At 37.2% G+C, this 21,331-nt stretch carries 20 protein-coding genes and 1 pseudogene; 6 read left to right on the forward strand and 15 right to left on the reverse strand.

The genetic code is table 11. The annotated features are described in order from the left end of the window. Positions 1-53: 53 nt before the first annotated feature. Complete coding sequence (locus tag HMPREF3129_RS15420) at positions 54-236, forward strand: DUF2526 family protein (RefSeq protein ID WP_004245034.1); 183 nt, start codon at positions 54-56, stop codon at positions 234-236. 92 nt (positions 237-328) lie between these two features. Here HMPREF3129_RS15420 and htpX read toward each other — a convergent pair whose 3' ends face one another. The 5 genes from htpX to HMPREF3129_RS15445 form a co-directional block, all read right to left on the reverse strand. Continuing rightward, on the reverse strand, positions 329-1,294 hold the full coding sequence (gene htpX / locus HMPREF3129_RS15425) for a zinc metalloprotease HtpX (protein WP_036919806.1): 966 nt from the start codon (positions 1,292-1,294) through the stop codon (positions 329-331). A 59-nt stretch (positions 1,295-1,353) separates the two neighbouring features. After that, positions 1,354-1,914, reverse strand: coding sequence for a LemA family protein (locus tag HMPREF3129_RS15430; protein ID WP_004245032.1), 561 nt, complete (start codon positions 1,912-1,914; stop codon positions 1,354-1,356). 223 nt (positions 1,915-2,137) lie between these two features. Further along, a complete protein-coding gene (locus tag HMPREF3129_RS15435; protein WP_036894251.1) occupies positions 2,138-2,950 on the reverse strand; it encodes a dimethyl sulfoxide reductase anchor subunit family protein in 813 nt (270 codons plus the stop codon). A 2-nt stretch (positions 2,951-2,952) separates the two neighbouring features. Next, positions 2,953-3,504: a 4Fe-4S dicluster domain-containing protein gene (locus HMPREF3129_RS15440; RefSeq protein WP_004245030.1), complete on the reverse strand. Its 552-nt coding sequence runs from the start codon at positions 3,502-3,504 to the stop codon at positions 2,953-2,955. Positions 3,505-3,506: 2 nt separating this feature from the next. After that, positions 3,507-5,843, reverse strand: a complete 2,337-nt coding sequence (locus HMPREF3129_RS15445) for a molybdopterin-containing oxidoreductase family protein (RefSeq protein WP_036919809.1) — start codon at positions 5,841-5,843, stop codon at positions 3,507-3,509. Positions 5,844-6,073: 230 nt separating this feature from the next. Between HMPREF3129_RS15445 and HMPREF3129_RS15450 the strand changes: the two genes are divergently transcribed. After that, positions 6,074-6,763 carry a helix-turn-helix domain-containing protein gene (locus tag HMPREF3129_RS15450; protein ID WP_004245028.1) on the forward strand — a complete coding sequence of 230 codons (690 nt, stop codon included), beginning with the start codon at positions 6,074-6,076 and terminating at the stop codon, positions 6,761-6,763. A 64-nt stretch (positions 6,764-6,827) separates the two neighbouring features. Here HMPREF3129_RS15450 and efeB read toward each other — a convergent pair whose 3' ends face one another. From efeB to HMPREF3129_RS19040, 6 genes and pseudogenes are all read right to left on the reverse strand, one after another. Next, positions 6,828-8,096 carry an iron uptake transporter deferrochelatase/peroxidase subunit gene (efeB, locus tag HMPREF3129_RS15455; RefSeq protein WP_036919812.1) on the reverse strand — a complete coding sequence of 423 codons (1,269 nt, stop codon included), beginning with the start codon at positions 8,094-8,096 and terminating at the stop codon, positions 6,828-6,830. Then, positions 8,083-9,006, reverse strand: a complete 924-nt coding sequence (locus tag HMPREF3129_RS15460) for an EfeM/EfeO family lipoprotein (protein ID WP_004252518.1) — start codon at positions 9,004-9,006, stop codon at positions 8,083-8,085. The genes efeB and HMPREF3129_RS15460 overlap by 14 nt, the downstream gene beginning before the upstream one ends. Beyond that, positions 8,996-9,832, reverse strand: a complete 837-nt coding sequence (locus tag HMPREF3129_RS15465) for an FTR1 family iron permease (RefSeq protein WP_036908341.1) — start codon at positions 9,830-9,832, stop codon at positions 8,996-8,998. Before HMPREF3129_RS15465 ends, HMPREF3129_RS15460 begins: the two co-directional genes overlap by 11 nt. Before the next feature lie 2 nt (positions 9,833-9,834). Further along, positions 9,835-10,182: a cupredoxin domain-containing protein gene (locus HMPREF3129_RS15470; protein ID WP_004245024.1), complete on the reverse strand. Its 348-nt coding sequence runs from the start codon at positions 10,180-10,182 to the stop codon at positions 9,835-9,837. Between the two features lie 65 nt (positions 10,183-10,247). Further along, positions 10,248-10,805: an iron transporter gene (locus HMPREF3129_RS15475; protein WP_004245023.1), complete on the reverse strand. Its 558-nt coding sequence runs from the start codon at positions 10,803-10,805 to the stop codon at positions 10,248-10,250. Between the two features lie 321 nt (positions 10,806-11,126). Beyond that, positions 11,127-11,592: pseudogene (locus tag HMPREF3129_RS19040) on the reverse strand (transposase); the annotation flags it as partial. Between the two features lie 121 nt (positions 11,593-11,713). Between HMPREF3129_RS19040 and HMPREF3129_RS15485 the strand changes: the two are divergent. Next, positions 11,714-12,193, forward strand: a complete 480-nt coding sequence (locus HMPREF3129_RS15485; RefSeq protein ID WP_004245019.1) for an Hcp family type VI secretion system effector — start codon at positions 11,714-11,716, stop codon at positions 12,191-12,193. Between the two features lie 194 nt (positions 12,194-12,387). On the opposite strand, the gene HMPREF3129_RS15490 is transcribed toward HMPREF3129_RS15485, so the two are convergent. Together HMPREF3129_RS15490 and HMPREF3129_RS15495 are read right to left on the reverse strand one after the other, a co-directional pair. Next, a complete protein-coding gene (locus HMPREF3129_RS15490; RefSeq protein WP_004245018.1) occupies positions 12,388-13,089 on the reverse strand; it encodes a hypothetical protein in 702 nt (233 codons plus the stop codon). Between the two features lie 333 nt (positions 13,090-13,422). After that, positions 13,423-13,719 (reverse strand): helix-turn-helix domain-containing protein, encoded by a 297-nt coding sequence (locus HMPREF3129_RS15495; protein WP_004245017.1) that lies wholly within the window; start codon positions 13,717-13,719, stop codon positions 13,423-13,425. A 590-nt stretch (positions 13,720-14,309) separates the two neighbouring features. Here HMPREF3129_RS15495 and gss point away from each other — a divergent pair. Continuing rightward, positions 14,310-16,187: a bifunctional glutathionylspermidine amidase/synthase gene (gene gss, locus HMPREF3129_RS15500; protein ID WP_012367498.1), complete on the forward strand. Its 1,878-nt coding sequence runs from the start codon at positions 14,310-14,312 to the stop codon at positions 16,185-16,187. Positions 16,188-16,258: 71 nt separating this feature from the next. Here gss and dsdC read toward each other — a convergent pair whose 3' ends face one another. Next, positions 16,259-17,203, reverse strand: coding sequence for a DNA-binding transcriptional regulator DsdC (gene dsdC, locus HMPREF3129_RS15505; RefSeq protein WP_004247275.1), 945 nt, complete (start codon positions 17,201-17,203; stop codon positions 16,259-16,261). 221 nt (positions 17,204-17,424) lie between these two features. On the opposite strand from dsdC, the gene dsdX reads away from it, so the two are divergent. Together dsdX and HMPREF3129_RS15515 are read left to right on the forward strand one after the other, a co-directional pair. After that, positions 17,425-18,762: a D-serine transporter DsdX gene (gene dsdX / locus HMPREF3129_RS15510; protein WP_004245014.1), complete on the forward strand. Its 1,338-nt coding sequence runs from the start codon at positions 17,425-17,427 to the stop codon at positions 18,760-18,762. A 12-nt stretch (positions 18,763-18,774) separates the two neighbouring features. Continuing rightward, complete coding sequence (locus HMPREF3129_RS15515) at positions 18,775-20,103, forward strand: D-serine ammonia-lyase (protein WP_004252512.1); 1,329 nt, start codon at positions 18,775-18,777, stop codon at positions 20,101-20,103. A gap of 179 nt (positions 20,104-20,282) precedes the next feature. Here HMPREF3129_RS15515 and fbpC read toward each other — a convergent pair whose 3' ends face one another. Next, positions 20,283-21,323 carry a ferric ABC transporter ATP-binding protein gene (gene fbpC / locus HMPREF3129_RS15520; RefSeq protein WP_004245012.1) on the reverse strand — a complete coding sequence of 347 codons (1,041 nt, stop codon included), beginning with the start codon at positions 21,321-21,323 and terminating at the stop codon, positions 20,283-20,285. Between the last annotated feature and the right edge of the window lie 8 nt (positions 21,324-21,331).

A 21,331-nucleotide genomic window follows, 5' to 3' on the forward strand; every position in this document is an offset into this window, starting at 1 on the left:
CTTTCTTGTTATATGATAGTTAATAAGTATTTTATAGGAAAAGAGGAATAATTATGTCTCATTATGAGGAAGTGATTAAGCAGGTTGATGAGGCCATTGCCAGTGCTAGCATACAAACGATGAACGAATTGCTGGTGGAATTAGGTAAAGATAACACAATAGCTTTTGCTCAGCGTTATGAACAGCAAGAGCGTCTACGCACGGCTATTTTTCATCATGGTGAAAAACAGCGTTAAGCAATCCTATGATGATAGAATAATCAAAAAGCGTTTATTTCATGTATTTATTCCATAATAATGGATAAACGCTTTTGTTTTAATCTGTTGGTTTAAAAAGTCTTTTTCCCTTCGAGTACTGCTATTCTATTTTCAATCGAAGGATGGGTTGAAAAAAGAGAGTCTCCCTTATTAAAAATAAAGGCTGCTTTGCGATATGCTCGTCCTGTCGAGCCATCTTCAAAATTTTCAGTTTCGTGTTGTGCTGCAATTTTCTTTAGTGCATTGATCATTGATTGATTATCTTGGGTGAGATCAACCGCTACCGCATCTGCCATATATTCACGTGTCCGCGATAAATAGAAATAGAGCACTTGAGTAATAATGGGTAAAACAACGTTGAGTACAATTAAAATCAATCGTGCTTTACTGGCGGCATCATTACTTTTACCACCACGGTTACCAGAGGCTATATATAAGCGGCTACCAAAGATATTTGTTACCGTTAAAATAACATTTGCTAAAATACCCACATACAGTGTTAAACGGGTATCACCATGAATAATATGACCTGTTTCATGGGCTAATACGGCTTGTATTTCTTGGCGATTAAGTTGATTTAACAACCCACGAGTGACACCAATAAAGGCATTTTTTTCAGACCAGCCGGCAGCAAAGGCATTGGCTTCTGGTGTATCTAAAATATAAAGCTTAGGGATATAGCCCAAAGTCGCACTTAAACTAAGCTCTTCCACAATATTTAATAATTGTCGCTCTTGGGTATTTAATGGCTCTTCAGGATTAATTAATCGTGCTTTCATGCCCGTCAACATGATTTTATGCCCTTTAAAGTGAACAATAATCAGCAACACAATTGAAATGGCAACAATAATCAATGAAGCAATAGGCAGTGATTGGAATGTCAGAAATGCCAGCATATTATCAATTAAACTTAAATGAGGATTGGCACCTATCGCGCTATCAACTAATAAGCCGATCATTAGCATTAATAGTAAATAGGTGACTATCACAAACCGAGTGCGAATGGCATTTTTTCGCAGTACATTTCTGAAATCCATTTATTATTCTCCAATAATATCTACCGTATTATTTTATGTATAAGTTATGGTGCGTGGTGTTAATCAAAGTTAATACGGCGCGCTTCTTCTGATTTAATCGCTGTTTCATCAAGACGCCAGTATTCTTTATTAATCACGAGACTTGGAAAAATCTTCACAATAAATACCGCAGGGATAGAGGCGATAAACGCACGATATTGCTCTAAGGTACGGTTATAGCCACGTTTAGCAAAAGAGAGTTTATTTTCTGTTGAGACAATCTCTTCTTGTAAATTAGCCATGATAGTATCTGATTTTAGTTCAGGATAGTTTTCAACAGCGACATTAATCGCACCACTTGAAACAATTTTTGATAGCTCATCTTCTGCCGCTTTTGCTTCTTGGTTATTGCTACTTTGTGTTTTAGCTCTTAATTCGGTGATTTTAGTAAAAACATCGGCTTCATGACTAAGATATTTTTTTACTGTAGCTAATAAGCTATCAAACACTTTACCACGACGGTCGAGTTGTACCGATATTTCTGTTTCACTTGAGATAACCGCTTCACGCATAGAGATAATACGGTTGTAATAATAAAAAATAAGACCCAATAACGCGATGGTAATAATTAATCCAGTCATGTGAAGCGCTCTCTTTTCTAATAATAAACAGGGAATTTAGCTAACTCATTGATGTTAATTTTGCCTATTATTATTCAAGATAGCTAGATGATTATTTCATCAAAGAGAAAAAGAATATTGATATGTCACTTAATATCTTAAAAAGAATGTTGTTTGAAGTATAAAAAAGCCCCAAATAAATTTGGGGCAAAATAAATAGGACTCATGTTAGGGAAAATAAAAATTAAAACCAAGGTGATTGGGACATCACATTGCCATAAAATAGCATTCTGCCGGCGATTTCACCGCTAAAAAGGATAAAAATAGTAATAATTGATATTAAAGCCTTTGTAAACAAAGAGCTACGAGATAGTGTGATAATAACACATCCTATTATTAAACTGGCGATGACTTGCCACCATAACAATAAGCTCGCTACGTTAGCACCTGAAATTTGAACTCGTATTACTAATCCCATCAATACTAACAGTAAGCCGATAAAAGCACCGAAATGCAATGTATGAATGGTTTTTTTACCTTGCAACTGTAACCAAGGAATAACAGAGCCAAAACCCAATAATAGGGCCGTACCAATAAAACTTATTTGTGTTGCGGGGGTATGCCATAACGCATGTGTTTGCATTTGATAATAAATTTGTGCTGTTATTAAAATAACGGGTAAGCCAATAAGGCCACAGAACAGACCTAGTAGGCTATTACGGCGTATTTTATTTGGTTGTAGCCAACTTGCTAATGCCCAGAGGGAAATTAAACCGTTTAAAATAACAAAGGCAATAGCTTCACGACTTAACCATGAGTGAGCAACACCAAGTACTGAGCGATAAGCGCCGAGAGGATCGCCTAGGTGTCCCATTGACATAGAAGAACCAATTACTTCAATTAACCAAATAAGGGCAATCGTTGTACGTAACGCTTTGGGGCTTAACATGGCGGAGTTTTGTGTTTGCCATTGATAAAGAGATAAGGCAAGTACGGCACCGATCCCCCATTGACTCATTACGGTGAATAGAACCAAAGGCATTTGATAATCATGCATGGTTAATCCTCCATACCAATAATGACAATATTAGGATGACTGATGGTATGATCAGGAACCCCATAACGTTTTTCTAATAATGCCCAATTTGTGATATGTTTTTGGCGCAAATCTTCAATTTCGCCAAACTCAATGGCACCAGTTGGACAAGATTCAACACAGCGAGGTTTTAAGCCTTCGTCTATTCTATCGGCACACATATTACATTTACTGGTCTTCCCTTCTACAGGATCGTAAACCGGCGCATTATAAGGGCATGCCATAATGCACATTTGGCAACCAATACATTTGTCATGATCCTGTATCACAATCCCATCAGCTCGCTTAGTATAAGTATCGGCAGGGCATACTTTTAAGCATTGTGGATCGTCACAATGATTACAGGACATAGTGATAAAAGCTTGCGCATTGGGTAGATCTTCATTGAATTCGCGTACTCTACGCCACAAGACTCCTGGAGGGGTAACATTTTCTGATTTACAAGCCATCGAACAAGTGCGACAGCCATAACAATCTTTACTATTAATCAGAAAACCATACTGTTTTTTAGCCATGATTATGCCTCCCGTCTCACATTAACTAGGGTACTGTTACAACAATGACCATTACCTAAAGGTTCAACATGGTCATTTGTTACATGGCTACTACTCCCCCCTTGTTGTTCCCACCAACCATTATCAAGAGAAACAACACCTTGTTTTATGTGTGTGGTGACAACGGCTATTGCTCTATGTTCACCTCTATCATTAAAAGCAAACACCCAATCACCATTGTTTATTCCACGAGATAACGCATCATTAGGATGTATTAAAATATTTGGTTGATTACGCTGTACTTCTAAAATCCATTCATTCATCCCATGGCTTGAATGAACACTACGTGCTAGCTTACGTTGCACAGCCATTAACGGATATTTTTTTGCTAATTCAGGGGAGCCTGTTGTCGATTCCTTTACTGGATAATAAGTGACTATAGGGGAGTAGTTTTTATCTTGCCATTCTTCAATAAAGAAATGTGCTTTTTGGGTTGATGTACGAAATATTCCGTCTTTAAATGGGATCCAATCGCCTTCTACTGGTCGTACAGGCCCTTTTTCTAGCATTTCCCGCGTAATCCCCGATCCCGCGAGGCAAGTATCAATATAGTGCTCAATAGGTTGATTAAATACGTCACCGAAACCAAAGCGTTCAGCAAGGCGGGCAAAAATCCAATAATCAGGCTTTGCTTCTCCTGGTGGTTCAACGGCTTTTTCCATTAATTGAACATATTGGCTACGCACACCAGCCATTAAACTTGTATCTTCAAAAATGGTTGTCACTGGAAGTACTAAGTCGGCATAAAGCGCTGTTGATGACATTAAATTATCGGCTACGACAACAAAAGGAACTTTTTTTAGCGCCTTACGTACCATATTGGTATTGGGTAATTGTGTCATCACCCCCATTGTCATGATCCACCAGAAATTAATCGGGTGGGGTCTTTCGTTGACTATCCATTCACCCACTTTTGCAACAGGAATGGGATTAATGGGTTTAACATTTGGTGCTGGGGGAATAATAGGATTAAATTTTGCCATCTGACGCACGCCACCGGCATCACAAATACCCGCGCCTTTTTTACCAATATTGCCGGTTAATAGAGCAAGATAAAACTGGCTTGCCGCAACATAGGCACCAAATTCAGTGCGTTGTGCGCCAGACATATTTTGTACAATCATTGCAGGCTTTATTGTCGCGTAGTCTCGAGCTAAACGAATAATAGTCTCTTGTGGAATATCTGTTTCTTTACTGGTTTTTTCGATAGTCCAGGGTTTAGCTTGTAAATAGATTTGTTCAAAAACGGTGGTGTAATTTATTTTATTTGGCAGTTCATCATGAGTTAACGCCGGTACAATATTGGGGGTATCATGGCGAACAATTTGCTGAGTTAGGGTATCAAAGACTAAATAGCTATCTTTATCACTAGCTGAATCACGTAGTAGTTTTTGTTGTTCATCGACTAAATACACCGCTCCGGTATGGGCACGCAAAAAAGGTTTATCTGTAAGATTTTCTTCAATGATTAATTTGATCATTCCTAATGCAAGGGCGGTATCGGTACCCGGAATAATGGGGATCCACTCATCAGCTTTGGCTGCGGTTTCATTAAAACGCGGATCAATGACTACCATTCTGGCACCATTACGGCGAGCCTGATTATAATTTTTAAAGTAGGCGTGCATAGTCACTGCTGGGTTATTGCCCCAACATAGAATATAACGGCTATCTTTTACCGTATCACGCGTATCTGCATAGCGTAGGCCAACCATAGGGATCATAGCTGCAGTAACCGCAGAGCAACATAAGGAGCCGGCTTGTTTTGTAGAGCCGCCTAAATAGTCGAAAAAGGCTTTACCCATATCATTTTTGATGGAATCCATATTTCCAGCGTGAGTAGAAATAAAAAGCCCTTCGTTACCATATTTATCAATAGTTTCTCGAATGTTTTTTTCGATAAGATCTAAAGCGTCATTCCAGCTAATAGGTTTAAACTCAGTCTTACCTTTTTCGCCAACACGTAGTAAAGGTGTAGTGAGTCTATCCTTATGATATACCCATTTAGTTCGGCTAATTCCTCGTAAACAACATTTGACATTAAAGCCTTCTGTAGCTTCAATTTTGATTAGTTTTCCCTGATGAGTAAAAGCGGTTAGGTTACAATGGAGACATTCCATTGCACAGGTGGATTGAAAAGTTTGATATTCAGATAATTTTATCCGAGTTTTCTGGTTAAATATGGGTTTATTTTCATTAGCTAGGCTAAACGCATTAGGGGAAAGAGCTGCCAAACCAATAGCTCCCATTCCTTTTAATAGCGTTCTTCTATCTAATTCCCACTGTTTATTTTTATACATAGGACATTCTCACACATAACAATGTTAACTATATATAAACTTAGTTCATTAATAATAAACTTGAGTTAGATCATTCAAGGATAAATAAAGAAGATAATCAACAGAAAATGATTTATATTCTTATTTTTCATAAAATTTTTAGTGTGAATAACTATAAAAATGAATAAAAAAAGAACAAACAAATATCGTCATAAATAAAGATAAATAACGGCTTAGGCGTGGAGAAATAAATGCAGAATTCTCAAGGGGTTAACTCTGTTGATATCGCAGTGACTATTTTAGAGTTTTTAGCATCTCAAGGAGGTGCTGCACGCTCTTCTGAGATAGCTAAGGCATGCTCACTATCAAAAAGTCGTCTACATAAATATTTAGTGTCTCTTTGCCGCAGTGACATGCTCTATCAAGAGAGTGAAGGAGGGCAGTATTGTTTAGGTAGCAAAATTATAATGCTAGCTGAGGCAACACACACAAACCTCTCTTTAGTTGATGAAATTAATCAAAGACTTTGTGAATTTAGAGATGAGCATAATATGTCAACAGGACTTGTTATTGCTCAAGGTAAGAAGCTCTATTTAGTGAGATATAATCGTAGTTTTAAACATGTCGATATTGATTTTTTGCCAAATACACCCGTTCCACATAAATTGAGTGCGGCAGGTGCGACTTATGCAGTCTTTAGTCATTTAGAAATTGATGCTGATTTATCAATACAGCAAAAAAACAGTATACATCAACAAGGTTTTGCTATTCGCCAACAACCCGCTGAAGGTATTCCTGGGGCTCAATCTATTGCATGTCCTGTATTTAATAGGAAAGGTGAAATGGTCGCAGCTGCATTGACCATGGGATTTATTAAACCTGAAAACCAAATAGAATTAGGTAATGCATTAAAAGCAAAAATTCGCCATGTTTTATCTTAATATTGCGAATATTTTTATCAAATACGTTTACTGGAAAAGTAAACGTATTTGAAAATAGCAAAATTTAAGTAAATAGTCCTTTAGCTAATATATCGCTTGCTTGTGTGACGCCGGGTAATACGAAGTAATAACCCCCACCAAAAGGTTTTATATAGCGCTCTAACGGTTCACCATTTAAACGCTTTTGCGTATCAATAAAGCCTTTTTTAAGGTTATTCTGAAATGAGACAAAGACAAGCCCCATATCTAATTGCCCTGACGGCGTTAGCCCTAATGAGTAGCTATAACTGCGACGACGCAGTTTGGCACTATAACGTTCGGGGGTTCTGGGCTCTGCTCGTCTCATATGGGAATCAAAGAGTATCCTGTCGCCATGAGGATCTTGCTCAAATTCAGGTGAGTCCATTTCTTGCTTCATTCCTATCGGCGCGCCTGTTGCACGATGACGACCAAAGTTATTCTCCTGATCTTCAAGAGGTGTTCTATCCCAAAATTCCAAGGCAAAACGAATAAGTCTCACCGCTTGATAGCTACCTCCTAAGCACCACTGCGGTTCATTTTGTTTATCGGTGATCCACACTAAATCATCCATTAAATGAGTGTCAGTGGCAGGGGCATTACCTGTGCCATCTTTAAAACCAAATAAATTAATTGGCGTTTGTTGATTATCAATATCACGAGCAGGTAGAAAACCATCTATTTTCCATCGTGCATGCACTTGCCCAGAAAGATATTTTAAAATATCTCTTAATGCATAAATGATACTTTCTTGACTATTGGCACAAAGCTGAAGTAACAGATCACCACCACACCATTTAGGATCTAAGCGATCGTTGGGGAAGGGTTTCATTGCTTCAAGGTGTTTGGGTTTATGAGCTTGAAAACCAAACCGATTATCAAAAAAACTATCCCCTAACGCCACTGTGATGGTTAATTCATCAGGATATAATTGGCTACCTAAAATACCGGATCCTGCGGGGGGAAGGTGAGGATTATGACTTTCTTTAAGTTCACGAGATTGTGTTAAAAAAGCAATCCGCTGTGTTAAGGTTCGGAAAATTTTTTCTACTTCCTCAGGGGTTGTTACTGTTAAATCAAGTGCAATAAATGAAGCATGCTTTTGTTCTGGCGTGATAACTCCAGCTTGATGTTTTCCTAAGTAATTAATAGCACGTTGATAACGAAGTGTTGGTGAACACTTGTTTTTTTCGATGGCATTTGCGCCCATACTGGCAAGCAGTAAACTACCGCCTAACCATTTTAACGTTGTACGTTTATGGTGGTTAACGGGGATTGTGAGAAGTGATTTAAACAGAGTTTTATTTTTCACCATATGCTTCTTTATAGTAATAATAGACATCAATATTGAGCACGTTACGTAATTGTGCAACTTGCTCCGCTAATTGTGTTATTTGTGCAAAGAGCACTGCTTTCTCACTATCAGAAAGCGTATCTAAAGGCTGGAATAGTTCTTCATCTCGCTGATATTTTAAAAATAGTTTGCTAATAGTGTCATACTGTTTGCGTAGTGATTGATATTCCTGAAGTGGAATATGGTTAGATAGCGACTCAATGATTAGGCGTGAACCGTATAAATTGGCATACCCATCACCCAGATCACTTTTTGCATATTGATTTTCAATGCCGGCTAATTTGTCGGTTAAAATCAGCTCTAAACTATCACCTGCAGATTGCACTAATTTAGCAATGGGAATATCTTCAATCGCTAAGCGTTTTTTTAGATCACTAATGCCTCTTAACAGTGCTTTGGCTGACTCGGCTGACGATTGCATATCCTCTAATTTAAAGAGTTGATATTCAACCAAATGAAATCCACTAAAACGGGGCGAGTTTTCTCTTTCAAGAAAGAAATCAGCCCGATTATTTAATAGGCGTTCAGTAGCGCCAAACAATGCAATAATCGGGCGGATCACCTCATAGTGATAATGCGCTTGTTGATAGGCGAGTTGGGCATCAGTCAGTTGATTTTTTTCACTGTTAACAATGACATTTTTTAATGCAGTTTCAACTAAGGTCAACTGATCAACAGCTTTCTGCCGGTAGTTAAGAATATTGGTTGTAAATTTTTCAGGAGTGGGAATATCCCCTTTAGCAACAACAATATTTTCACTATCTTGAGTAATGCCTTGAATGATTTTTTTTGCAGAAACAGAAAAAGAGCATAGTGATATCAATAGCAAGATGACAATATGATCACCTTTCAATAGGGCGCTATTTGGCATGACGATCCCCTTGTTTAAATAACAGTGCGACCACCAACCAAAACACAATAAAAGTAACGACACTTAAACCAATGGGTTGCGAGCGATAAGCAAAGAATGAAACTAAGAAATTACCAAAAATGCTTGAATCATCCAGAATATGGCTAAGATCCCATAGTGGATAAATCAAAAAGTCAGGTAATTCAATATCCATTTCAATAAGTAGATTAGCTATCTCTTCTACTGCTTTTAATAGCAAGGAAACGGCGAGGAAAAGCAGTAAAAATCCGGTAATAACAAAGAATTTACGCCAAGAAATCATTTTTGATGTTAGCAAAAATAACCATAGAGTTAGTCCCGCTATCAATAGGCCAATGAATACTTCAATCAAGAAAGGCAACGCGGTTTGTGCTGTGAGAGCCATAATATGGCTTGATAGGAAAACAACCACTTCGCTACCTTCTCTCGCAATGGCAATGGCGATGATCAGTAAAATCCCCCAGACACTTTGTTGTTGCGTTTTTTGTGTCAATTCGTTTTCGATATTGGCTTTTAGTGATTTACCTTGTTTGTTCATCCAATAGACCATCTGAACAATTAATAGGCAGGCAATGATTTCCATCATAACCATAAACAGAGATTGCCAGATATCTTCTAAGGAGCTAAATACCCCATAAATGCTAAGAGCTAAAAGAATAGAGAGTAGTATTCCTACTATTACTCCCCCCCAGAGATATTTCATACCTTGTTTAGGGGTAGGAGAGCGTTTTATCCATGCATAAATGATCCCTACCACCAGCAGAGCTTCAAAACTTTCTCGCCAAACAACAAATAGAACTTGTCCCATATTTATTCAGCCTTTTCAGTCGCAACGATTTCACCTTGAGGGTGAGACAGATGAAAATCATCAAAGAAGGTGTAACGTCCAGGTTTTAGAGGCGCAATCACAACGACAGAACTTGCCCCAGGCGCTAATACTTTTTCTTTACGTAATTGAGTGCTTTCAAATTCAACGGGGCTACTACCGGTATTGCGAATTTTGATCCGTATAGGAGTTTTAGCAGGAACATTTAAAACTCGAGGGATCAGTTCCCCCTCTTTCATTTCTAATTCAACGGTGTATTTTTCTGCGGCTAAAGTAGAGCTTGCTATCATTAATAGCAGTAATAGCGTGTATTGATAGAGATGTTTAATCATTGAAATTTCACTTAACAAAACAGAGGAGATAGCCCTATACACAGGGCTATCAATAATTAAGCTAATTAGTAACTGCCTTTACGACCAGTACCGCTATAGTTAAAATCCCATGACACTTCAAAAGGCTCGAACCAAGCGGCTACCCCCGTCTCTTTGTCGATATGACGACCAAAAACGACATCTTTATTGTAAGAAGGCGGGTAAATTTTATAGGTAACGTTATATTGGCCGTTGCCATCTAATTTTAGGTTTTCACCATAATGAGGACCATCACTGGCGACCATGGCCATAAAAGTTCCCTGCTGTTTTTTCTCCGGTGCATCTAATTTAGTCACGGTATATTCAACAGTGAGATAAGGGATCCAATCACCTTCAGCAAAACCATTCGGATTATCTTCAACAGCATGAATATCTGCTTCTAAATGGATATCAGCTTTATCAGCAGGTAGGTGCTTCATTGCATGATGGCCTTCCTCTGTGTCCATCGTGATAGGTTGTAGATAGACACCTTGAATTTCCATGCCATTTTTAATGATTGGTTGACCTACGGGATACTCAAGAGCGAAGACAGAAGTGGGAATTAATGATAACAACGTGAGAGCACGCACATAACGAGAGTTCATGTTTAATCCTTATATATTGAATAATAATTATTCTTATTAAGATTAACATGATTTATAGCAAAAATAGCAGAAACTTATGTAAGAAAAATATCGTTTAATTTGAAGTGGGAAAGGATAAAAATAAGATTAACTAACTCTTTTTTAAAAGAAAAAATTTTGTTATTAAGAAATGATAGATAAATATACTCAATAGGTTTGCTTTTTAATACTAAGTAAAATCATAGTGTTAAAGAGAATAGATGGAAATCTTATTAACTATCTGACAAAGACGAGCAATCACTGATTTCCATATTTAGATCATTAAATTTGACTCTGTGCGCTCCAAAATCTTGATTGTGGCGATTTAGCTAAAACTGATTGAATTGCATCGCTCACCACACTGCCTTTTTTAAGACAATTGATAGGTTGGCGGTAGAATGCTGAGCGAGATAGCAATGTCAACTGACAAGCTTTACTGACTGATAAGCCTGCATTATTTAATGATTGAGCGCAGAACTTCTTCTTAGCTACTACCAACCCTTTTTTACAAAAAGATCCTTCATTGCATAATGTTCAAGGCTAACTGCTACAAACATCTTTTTAAGTTTGGCATTTTCCTCATCAAGATCTTTTAATCATTTAACATCATTGGCTTCCATACCACCATACTTTGATTTCCAATTATAGTAACAGGCATTACTGATCCCGTTTTCGCGACAAATATCTTCTTCTTTCATACCAAAATCAGCGAGTTTTAAAAATTAACGATTCGAGTTTCAGTGAAAAAGATTTTTTCATCATGACTTATACAATAACCTAATTATAGCTGTCTCATTTTAGGGGAAGTGGATAATCTGTGATAGATATTTTAATGTAATTTTAAAATTATTCTGTTAATATCATTATAGACTGAATTAAATGGAGTGGTTATGTCTGACGTAAAATACTTAACCTTAAAAGGTAAAAAACAAGGATTAATATCAGCTAATTGTTCTACAGTTGATTCAATTGGTAATAGATATCAAACAGGCCATAAAGATCAAATACAGGTTTTAAGTTTAAATTACACAATAAGCAGGATGCAAAATTCAGTCCACCATCCAGTTTTATTCATTAAACCAATTGATAAGTCATCCCCGTTATTAGGCGTTGCCATATCTAATAATGAATTATTAGATGCTAATTTTGACTTTTTCAGGATAAACCAATTTGGTATTTTAGAAAAATATTTTGAAATTAAATTGAGTAATGCAACTATTGTGGATTTTACACAATCTTCACCAGAATCATCTAACGGATACTCTATCGTCTCCCATGAAAAAATATTACTACGATATGAGTCTATTTCATGGAACCATATTTGTGCTGGTACAAGTGGATATTCCATAAACGAGCAAAATATTATTTGAAGATTTTATAAGTTGCTTTACGTAGGTAATAGTATATTTTTTTTAGATATAGGAGTAGTAAAAGTGAAAACAATAGCCCTGCGACAAATGATGATTCAGGTAATCTAAACATAGCCAGTAAAAAAAATGCAATTACGCTATATCTGATACTATCAAGAATCGATACGAAAAAATTTTTCATCACTTAATTACCATTAATTATAAATTAATCCATTTATTGCTCGATAAACTTCATCAACACTTTTCTTTTCAGATCCTATCATATATAACCATTTTGATATATTTGGTTCTACTATAAAATACCCCATTTCTAAATTCATTAAAACAAGGTCATAATACAGAGTAGGATTGCTATAGCGTAATCTTTCCTTTGCTTGAGAAGCCATCTCTATGATGCCATACCCTCCCACAAAAGCCATTGCTATATTTCCACCACCTCTAATTAACTTGTGGGCAATGGCATTTCTTAGTACCGTATTATATATAAGTTCAGATGCGGCTGTGGCTATGTAAACACGAACTCCTCCTGTTGTTACTAGTGCCCCAGATGTAAGGAATACACCTCTTAATAGGGTTTTAAGATTATTCATTTCATCATCGTTCAGATTAGTAAAAAGGTGTTCTAAGTATCTTATGATAATTGCTCTTATTGGGTTATTACCTTTAAAAGTTTCCTTGACCATTAAAAAAAATCTATCATCTTCATATTTTATATTTTCATAGACATCTTCATAGCCATCAAAAAAATACGATAGATTCCTAACAGATCTATCAAACCCCAATCCCATTGTTTCTACATAACCAGCTGCTAGTTCTCTTGTTGATTCAAGCCCTTTATCTAACACTAAAGCGACTCGATATAGAGCATTATTGAGTTCGTCGTTGTTGTTGTTCATATTTTTACCACTTTTTAATGTTATGGTTATTAAGTGAGTTCAGATGTTATTAGATAACTATTTTTATTTTAGCAAAAAAATAACCTAATGACTCAATGAGGCATTAATTAAATTGGAGCAAAACGACATTATCTGTTTTGTTTTTTCTGTTGAATAAAGGCGATTCGCTTTTTTAAATAAGCACCCTTCAATTTGGATTAAAAGAGCCCAATTTTTTGGGTGCTGTTCAACAAGGTGGGGGAGTTACTAACTTGTATTTATATTGAAAAATGCAAAATAATACCTTTTGCGAAAAAATTCACTATAGATCCTAATTAACGGTTATTTAGGTCATTAAATTTGACTCTGTGCACTCCAAAATAGTTTAGATTGGGTGACAGCGCTGGAAGAAGCGATAGGATCTTCATTAAGCGGTGAAGGAAGAAAAGCGGTTGGTGTAACATTTAATTCTTTAGCAATAAGGAAAAGCATATCAACATCAATTTTACATAGCCCATTCTCATAGCGTGAAAATTGCTGTTGGCTAACGCCGACTCTTTCAGCCACTGCTTTAGCGGATAAACGCAAGTGTTGGCGCTGTTGGCGAATTTTATGTCCAATAATTTGAGAAATAGGATAAACTTTTGACATTGGTGACCTCTTTCCTCCTATCAACTACTGATAATATTTCATTAAATATCAATGTTTTTTAAGCTGAATTTTAACGAGCTCAAGCTCTCCTACTTGAATGAGTCAAATTCATACTTTTTGTTATCGGTTAGTTGAGTAAATTATTTATAGTCACAAAATTATTATTGATAATTAATTTTTTATCCTATGTTAAAAAAAATTACTTTGGCAGAATGAAAAACGGCATTTTTTTGATAGAGAGTGCTATATATTGTATAAACGCAATTTTTCTACTTATATAGACTCGCATTTATGATTGAGAAGGAGTAAATAAGAAAGGAGAATAACAAATGATAAACACCTCTTTGACTGATTACACTCAAAAATAGGCGTTATATATTATTTATAACAGACTATTTTTGAGTTTTTTTGTCAGGTCAAATCCGCAATCAGCTTTATGTCATCGAATCAACTCGATTATTTTTACTTTATCTAAATTGATAAATTTACATTCACATCAGATAGACGATAGCGTTAAGATGGTTACTTATAATACATGGTGATTATAAGTATTACAGAGTCATTACCTAATTATCGTCAAGGTCGAGATTATGAATGTAAAAGAGATCATTCGTCATGAACCATTTGGAACATTACTCGGTTATGCACCAGGTGGTGTTGCGATTTACTCTTCAGATTACAGCAGTATAGATAAAGAAGATTATGCCGCCAATGATTCATTCCGTAGTTATATTGGTAATGAGTATATGGGGCATAAGTGGCAATGTGTTGAATTTGCACGCCGTTTTCTCTATTTACATTACGGGGTTGTTTTTACTGATGTGGGAATGGCTTATGAGATCTTCTCGTTACGTTTCTTACGGAGAACGATTGATGACGATATTTTACCCTTGCAAGCTTTTGCAAATGGCAGCAAACAGCCACCGACGGTAGGAGCGTTGCTTATTTGGCAAGAAGGGGGAGAGTTTAAAGTCACCGGTCATGTGGCGGTTATTACCGAAGTATTAGAAGATAAAATCCGTATTGCAGAACAAAATGTGATCCACACTAGGTTACCGCGAGGTCAACAATGGACACGAGAGTTACCGCTTAAAGTGAGTGATAATGGCTATTTTATCGAAGATACCTTTGATAATACCACCTTGCTAGGTTGGATGATCCAAACAGAACCTAATGCCTACAGTTTACCTCAACCTAAAGTTGCCCCTGAATTGTTAGCTATTCATGAGGCCAAATTAGCCAATAAGGGGCAATTTGCTGGAAAATGGCTAGATGAAAGCGATCCGTTAGAAAAAGCCTATGTGCTAGCACAGCACGGTCATACGATTAATCAAGACAGCTATGAATATTTCACTATTTCAGAAAGTGCTGAGCATGAACTTATACGTGCTAGTAATGAAATGCATTTGATGTATTTGCATGCAACGGAAAAAGTGCTGAAAGACGATAATTTACTGCGTTTATTTGCGATCCCTGAAGTGTTATGGCCCCGTATCCGCCTATCATGGCAAAATAGACGTCATCAAATGATCACTGGACGGTTAGATTTTTGTATGGATGAGCGTGGTATCAAGGTGTATGAATATAACGCTGATTCTGCATCTTGCCATACTGAAGCCGGATTAATTATTGAAAAATGGGCTAAACAGGGCGGCATTAAAGCAGGTTATAACCCGGGTGAACGTCTATTAGATGCGTTATCAGATGCATGGAAACACAGTGATGCGAAGCCATTTGTACATATTCTTCAAGATGATGATAATGAAGAAGATTATCATGCTCGATTTATGCAACAAGCGCTGACTAAAGCCGGTTATAGCAGCAAAATTCTGCGTGGATTAAAAGAGCTGCATTGGAATAGTCGTGGTCAGTTAATTGATGGTGATAAACGTATTGTTGAATGTGTGTGGAAAACATGGGCTTGGGAAACCGCGTTAGATCAACTAAGAGAAGAGAGTGAACAACAGTCACTTATTCCTATTCGTATTGGTGATCCGGCGGGAGAAGTTCGTTTAGTTGATGTCCTTTTACGCCCTGAAATCACGGTTTTTGAACCTCTTTGGACTCTTATTCCAAGTAATAAAGCGATATTACCTATTTTGTGGCAACTTTTCCCAGATAACCCTTATCTACTTGATACTGAGTTCACTTTAACCCCACGTTTGTCACAGAGTGGTTATGCGGTTAAGCCTATTGCTGGGCGCTGTGGTAGTAATATTGGTTTAGTTGATCACCAAGAAAATGTATTAGGTGAAACCAGTGGTCAATTTGAACATCAAGAAAATATTTATCAAGAATTATGGTGTTTGCCAAAAGTGTCTAACCGATATATTCAGGTTTGTACCTTTACGGTAGATGGACATTATGGTGGTTGTTGCTTACGCTCTGATCCGACATTAGTGATAAAAAAAGACAGTGATATTGAGCCATTAATTGTCCTTGAAGATAAACACTTTTTAGCGGATTAATTTCATCATCATCATTTTAATGAGTAAGAGATCGGTTTAGATTAAATCGATCTCTTTGTTATTTTGTCAGATCACATCCCTTGTAAGATCTGTTTTTTCAGCCATTGAATAAAAAGCTGTACTTTAGCGTTACTCTTTTCATCGCGGGTAACCAGATAATAGCGTTGTGCACAAAAAAACTCACAATTATCAAAAGGGATTATTAATTCATTATTTGCGAGTTGTTTTTGAATTAAGCGTTTACGCCCCATTGCGACACCGGAATGATTAACGGCAGCAATAACAGCTAAATCAGAGCGATCAAAACAAATATTACTTTTATTTGGAAATAATCCTAATCCCATATATTCACTCCAAGCGCGCCATTCATCAAAATCAGAGTTATTACTCCAAGCTTGTCTATCATGTAACAAAGTACAATTAGCAAGGTGATGGATATTACCTACTAATTCATGGCGAGCAGCATATTCAGGGCTACAAACAGGAATAATTGATTCTGAGATTAAATCTTCACAATAGAGATTTTTCAGGTGTTTATCATCGAAATAGATAGCGAGATCGATACCATAACCACGAAAATTAATATCGTCATTGCCAGTAAGTAAGTTTAATTCAATAGAAGGATAGCGTTGAGTAAAATCAGAAATACGAGGTACAAGCCAACATTGCGCAATAGAAGGGCGAGAATACACCGTTAATACGCCAGATATTTCTTGATTATAGATATCTAAAATCTCTTGATTAATATCTTCAAGTGTTTTTTTCAATGCCCAATAAATACGTTCACCTTCTTCGGTTAATTCAATACGCCGATGAAAGCGATTAAATAGCTTTATCCCTAATTCTTTCTCTAGTGTATTAATACGATGGCTAATCGCGCTAGGCGTCAAGGACAATTCCTCTGCGGCTAAAGCGAATGATAAATGCCGTCCTGTTGCTTCAAAAGTGTGAAGTCGTGCTAATTGATAACTGGATAAGCGCTTATTTCTCAAAATCACGTTAGAAGATCCAAACATTTTTTATTCTCATTTAATTATTATTAGTAACGTAAGGTAATAATCAAGTTAATGTTAAGGTGAAAGATAGCCAAGATGAAATCTAAATGATAAATATTTGTGCATCTGATCACCTATTTGGCTTAATTGAATTCATCTTAGTATCTATTTTCATCATTTGTAAGTGTCGAATGATTAATATTCAATATGTTTAACAATAAATAAAAATTAGGGATTGATCTATGGAACCGACACTATGGGTACTAGGTACTCTGATTATAAGTATCTTGCTCATTGTTTTTACTATAATAAAACTTAAGTTTCATCCATTTTTAGCACTACTACTTGCCAGTTTTTTTGTCGGTATGGCAATGAAAATGAACCCATTAGAAATGGTCAGTGCAATTGAAAATGGGATTGGGGGAACGCTGGGATTTTTAGCCGCCATTATTGGTTTGGGTACTATTCTCGGTAAAATGATGGAAATATCGGGGGCGGCAGAGCGCATCGGTATCACCTTACAAAAATGCCGTTGGTTATCACCGGATGTTATTATGGTATTGGTGGGACTGATTTGTGGTATTACCCTGTTTGTTGAAGTAGGGGTAGTGCTACTTATTCCATTAGCATTCTCTATTGCTAAAAAAACAAACACCTCATTATTAAAACTCGCCATCCCTTTATGTACTGCATTAATGGCCGTGCATTGTATTGTTCCTCCACACCCAGCAGCGCTTTTTGTCACTAATGAGTTAGGGGCAGATATGGGAACGGTGATCGTTGCCGGTCTTGCTGTTGGATTATTAGCCTCATTAGTGGGCGGGCCTCTTTTCTTAAAAGTATTGGGTGAGCGCTTACCTTTTAAAACCGTACCAGAAGCATTTTCTGATATGGAAATTCGTCAAGAAAAAGATTTACCTTCACTTGGGGCGACATTATTTACGGTTTTATTACCTATTGTTCTGATGCTGATTAAGACCGCCGCAGAGCTTAATATGGAAAAAGGCACTTCGGTTTATATTGCATTACAATTTATTGGTAACCCGATTACGGCAATGTTTATTGCTGCTTTTGTTGCTTACTATATTTTAGGTATTCGCCGTAATATGGGCATGAGTACCCTATTGAAAAAAACAGAAGATAGTTTTAGCTCTATTGCCAATATTTTGTTAATTATTGGTGCTGGGGGCGCATTTAACGGCATTTTAAAAGGGAGTGGTTTAAGCGATTCATTGGCGGTGATCCTCTCTAATTTGGATATGCATCCTATTTTATTAGCTTGGCTAGTAGCGATTATTCTGCATGCAGCAGTAGGATCAGCAACGGTTGCTATGATGGGGGCGACCGCTATCGTTGCACCATTAATGCCAATGTATCCAGATATTAGCCCTGAAATTATTACATTGGCAATTGGCTCTGGGGCTATTGGCTGTACGATTGTCACAGACTCCCTATTTTGGTTAGTAAAACAGTATTGTAATGCCACATTAAGCGAAACTTTCCGTTTTTATAGTATCGCGACCTTTATTGCTTCATTTGTGGCATTAGGGGGCACTTTTATGCTTTCTTTTGTCATATAAAAGAGAATGACGATGACCACGATAGATATAAATAAATTAAAAAATGATTATCCACTAGTACGTGATTTAGTGGATTTAAAAGAGGTGGTTTGGTTTAACCCCAATGTTACCTCAACTGACCAGGGACTTCCTTATGTAGGTTTAACGCAAAATGATGTGATGGATGCACAGGCAAGATTACAACGTTTTGCACCTTATTTAATGAAAGCCTTTCCAGAAACCGCATCAACTGAGGGGATCATCGAATCAGCCGTTGTGGATATCCCTCAAATGAAAGAGGCACTAGAAAAGCGCTATAACACCCTTATTGAGGGACAATTGCGTTTGAAAAAGGATAGCCACTTACCTATTTCTGGTTCAATTAAAGCGCGCGGGGGGATTTATGAAGTACTCACTCACGCTGAAAAATTAGCCATAGAGGCTGGGCTTCTGACCACAGAGGATAATTATGAAAAATTATTTTCTGATGAATTCCGCAAATTTTTTAGCCAATACAGTATTGCCGTCGGCTCCACGGGTAACTTAGGAATGTCGATTGGCATTATGAGTGCAAAACTGGGCTTTAGCGTTAGTGTTCATATGTCTGCGGATGCTCGTCAATGGAAAAAAGACAAGCTACGCGCTCATGGTGTTAATGTTGTGGAATATGAGCAAGATTACAGTATTGCGGTTGAACAAGGACGTAAAGAGGCAGAAAAAAATCCTCGTTGTTTCTTTATTGATGATGAAAATTCAAAAACATTATTCTTGGGTTATGCCGTCGCTGGATTACGTTTAAAACATCAATTTGAAACGCTTAATATTCCGGTCGATAGTGAACATCCTCTGTTTGTCTATCTGCCATGTGGTGTAGGCGGAGGGCCTGGTGGTGTTGCTTTTGGGTTAAAACTGGCATTTGGTGATGCAGTACATTGTCTATTTGCTGAGCCAACCCATTCTCCTTGTATGTTACTTGGGGTCTATACCCAGTTACATGATGGTATTTCTGTTCAAGAAGTGGGTATCGACAATATTACTGCTGCTGATGGTTTGGCGGTAGGTAGAGCCTCTGGCTTTGTTGGACGGGCAATGGAGCGTTTGATTGATGGCTATTACACCATTGATGATCAAGAGTTATATAACTTATTGAGCTTGTTAAACAAAGAAGAAGGGATCCAGTTAGAGCCTTCCGCTTTAGCAGGAATGACAGGGGCTATTCATGTTTCTCAAGCTAAAGATTATCTACAAGGTTTATCACTTGATAGTCAAAAAATGCACAATGCGACGCATTTAGTATGGGCGACGGGAGGCGGTATGGTGCCAACTGATGAAATGCAAAAATATCTTGCGCAAGGGGAATAGCAACCATATAACAACAAAACAAATAATAACCTTATAAAACAAAGGATAAGATTATAAGCTTATCTGTAATATCACTTCTGTATTTACACCAGGATGTCACATCAGGGGAAGATGCTGTAGTTTATAACGATAAAAAAAGAGGCACCCATTGGGTGCCTCACTCACTAAAATAAAAGCCATTATTCTAAGATAAACATCCCATAAGGATGGATTTGTAGATAATAGCTATCACCTTCATTAGGTTGAAGTTGGGTTGCATTCACTTGTAATAACAATGTTTGATTTTGCCATGCAACAGTCACCTCATATTGTGGTCCCATATAGGCGACATGGATTATTGTACATTGCTGACAAGCTTCACCTTGTTGAGATAAGGTAATAGCTTCAGGTCTGACACCCACTCTAATTTCGGTTTTGTTGCTGTTAAAGTTCTCGGGGCGAGGTAAGCGATAATTAAAAATATCAACATAATCAGCCCCTAGAGTAGCAGGGAAGAGATTGGCATCTCCCATAAAACTTGCCATAAACTCAGAGGCCGGTTGGCGATATAAAGTTTGTGGTGAACCTAATTGCATTATTTTGCCTTTATTCATCACTAACACCATATCGGAAACAGCAAAAGCTTCACTTTGGTCATGGGTAACATACAGGGAGGTGATATTAAACTGTTGTTGTAATTCACGAATTTTCTCCCTCATGCTACGGCGCAAGTTAGCATCCAGATTACTTAATGGCTCATCAAATAACAGCACTTTGGGTTTTAAGATCAAAGCACGAGCTAATGCCACTCGTTGTTGCTGACCGCCTGAAATCTGATCGACAAAACGATCTTCAAATCCTGCTAAATCTACCAACGCTAGAGCCTCTGCCACTCGCTGTTTGATCTCTGCCTTTGGGCGACCTAACATTTTTAAGCCATAACCAATGTTGTCACCTAAGGACATATGAGGGAACAGGGCGTAAGACTGAAACACCATACAAATATCACGTTGTTGGATTGAGCGATCAGTAACATCTTCACCATCAATAAAAATTTTACCTTCTGTCGGTTTTTCTAATCCAGCTACTAAGCGTAGTACTGTCGTTTTACCGCAACCTGATGGCCCCAATAACGAAACCATTTTTCCTTGAGGAATAGATAAACTGAGCGTGTCAATTACCGTGTTTGTACCAAAACGCTTAACAATATTTTTCAGTTCAACGAAATGTGATTGTGTCATGATTTATA

The sequence above is a fragment of the Proteus sp. HMSC14B05 genome, from assembly GCF_001808035.1.
Classification (GTDB): domain Bacteria; phylum Pseudomonadota; class Gammaproteobacteria; order Enterobacterales; family Enterobacteriaceae; genus Proteus; species Proteus mirabilis.

What these genes read in the sequence shown, in the direction of transcription:
- HMPREF3129_RS15420 (WP_004245034.1), top strand. Translation starts at nt 54, where the DNA reads ATGTCTCATTATGAGGAAGTGATTAAGCAGGTTGATGAGGCCATTGCC.
- htpX (WP_036919806.1), bottom strand. Translation starts at nt 1,294, where the DNA reads ATGGATTTCAGAAATGTACTGCGAAAAAATGCCATTCGCACTCGGTTT.
- HMPREF3129_RS15430 (WP_004245032.1), bottom strand. Translation starts at nt 1,914, where the DNA reads ATGACTGGATTAATTATTACCATCGCGTTATTGGGTCTTATTTTTTAT.
- HMPREF3129_RS15435 (WP_036894251.1), bottom strand. Translation starts at nt 2,950, where the DNA reads ATGCATGATTATCAAATGCCTTTGGTTCTATTCACCGTAATGAGTCAA.
- HMPREF3129_RS15440 (WP_004245030.1), bottom strand. Translation starts at nt 3,504, where the DNA reads ATGGCTAAAAAACAGTATGGTTTTCTGATTAATAGTAAAGATTGTTAT.
- HMPREF3129_RS15445 (WP_036919809.1), bottom strand. Translation starts at nt 5,843, where the DNA reads ATGTATAAAAATAAACAGTGGGAATTAGATAGAAGAACGCTATTAAAA.
- HMPREF3129_RS15450 (WP_004245028.1), top strand. Translation starts at nt 6,074, where the DNA reads ATGCAGAATTCTCAAGGGGTTAACTCTGTTGATATCGCAGTGACTATT.
- efeB (WP_036919812.1), bottom strand. Translation starts at nt 8,096, where the DNA reads ATGGTGAAAAATAAAACTCTGTTTAAATCACTTCTCACAATCCCCGTT.
- HMPREF3129_RS15460 (WP_004252518.1), bottom strand. Translation starts at nt 9,006, where the DNA reads ATGCCAAATAGCGCCCTATTGAAAGGTGATCATATTGTCATCTTGCTA.
- HMPREF3129_RS15465 (WP_036908341.1), bottom strand. Translation starts at nt 9,832, where the DNA reads ATGGGACAAGTTCTATTTGTTGTTTGGCGAGAAAGTTTTGAAGCTCTG.
- HMPREF3129_RS15470 (WP_004245024.1), bottom strand. Translation starts at nt 10,182, where the DNA reads ATGATTAAACATCTCTATCAATACACGCTATTACTGCTATTAATGATA.
- HMPREF3129_RS15475 (WP_004245023.1), bottom strand. Translation starts at nt 10,805, where the DNA reads ATGAACTCTCGTTATGTGCGTGCTCTCACGTTGTTATCATTAATTCCC.
- HMPREF3129_RS15485 (WP_004245019.1), top strand. Translation starts at nt 11,714, where the DNA reads ATGTCTGACGTAAAATACTTAACCTTAAAAGGTAAAAAACAAGGATTA.
- HMPREF3129_RS15490 (WP_004245018.1), bottom strand. Translation starts at nt 13,089, where the DNA reads ATGAACAACAACAACGACGAACTCAATAATGCTCTATATCGAGTCGCT.
- HMPREF3129_RS15495 (WP_004245017.1), bottom strand. Translation starts at nt 13,719, where the DNA reads ATGTCAAAAGTTTATCCTATTTCTCAAATTATTGGACATAAAATTCGC.
- gss (WP_012367498.1), top strand. Translation starts at nt 14,310, where the DNA reads ATGAATGTAAAAGAGATCATTCGTCATGAACCATTTGGAACATTACTC.
- dsdC (WP_004247275.1), bottom strand. Translation starts at nt 17,203, where the DNA reads ATGTTTGGATCTTCTAACGTGATTTTGAGAAATAAGCGCTTATCCAGT.
- dsdX (WP_004245014.1), top strand. Translation starts at nt 17,425, where the DNA reads ATGGAACCGACACTATGGGTACTAGGTACTCTGATTATAAGTATCTTG.
- HMPREF3129_RS15515 (WP_004252512.1), top strand. Translation starts at nt 18,775, where the DNA reads ATGACCACGATAGATATAAATAAATTAAAAAATGATTATCCACTAGTA.
- fbpC (WP_004245012.1), bottom strand. Translation starts at nt 21,323, where the DNA reads ATGACACAATCACATTTCGTTGAACTGAAAAATATTGTTAAGCGTTTT.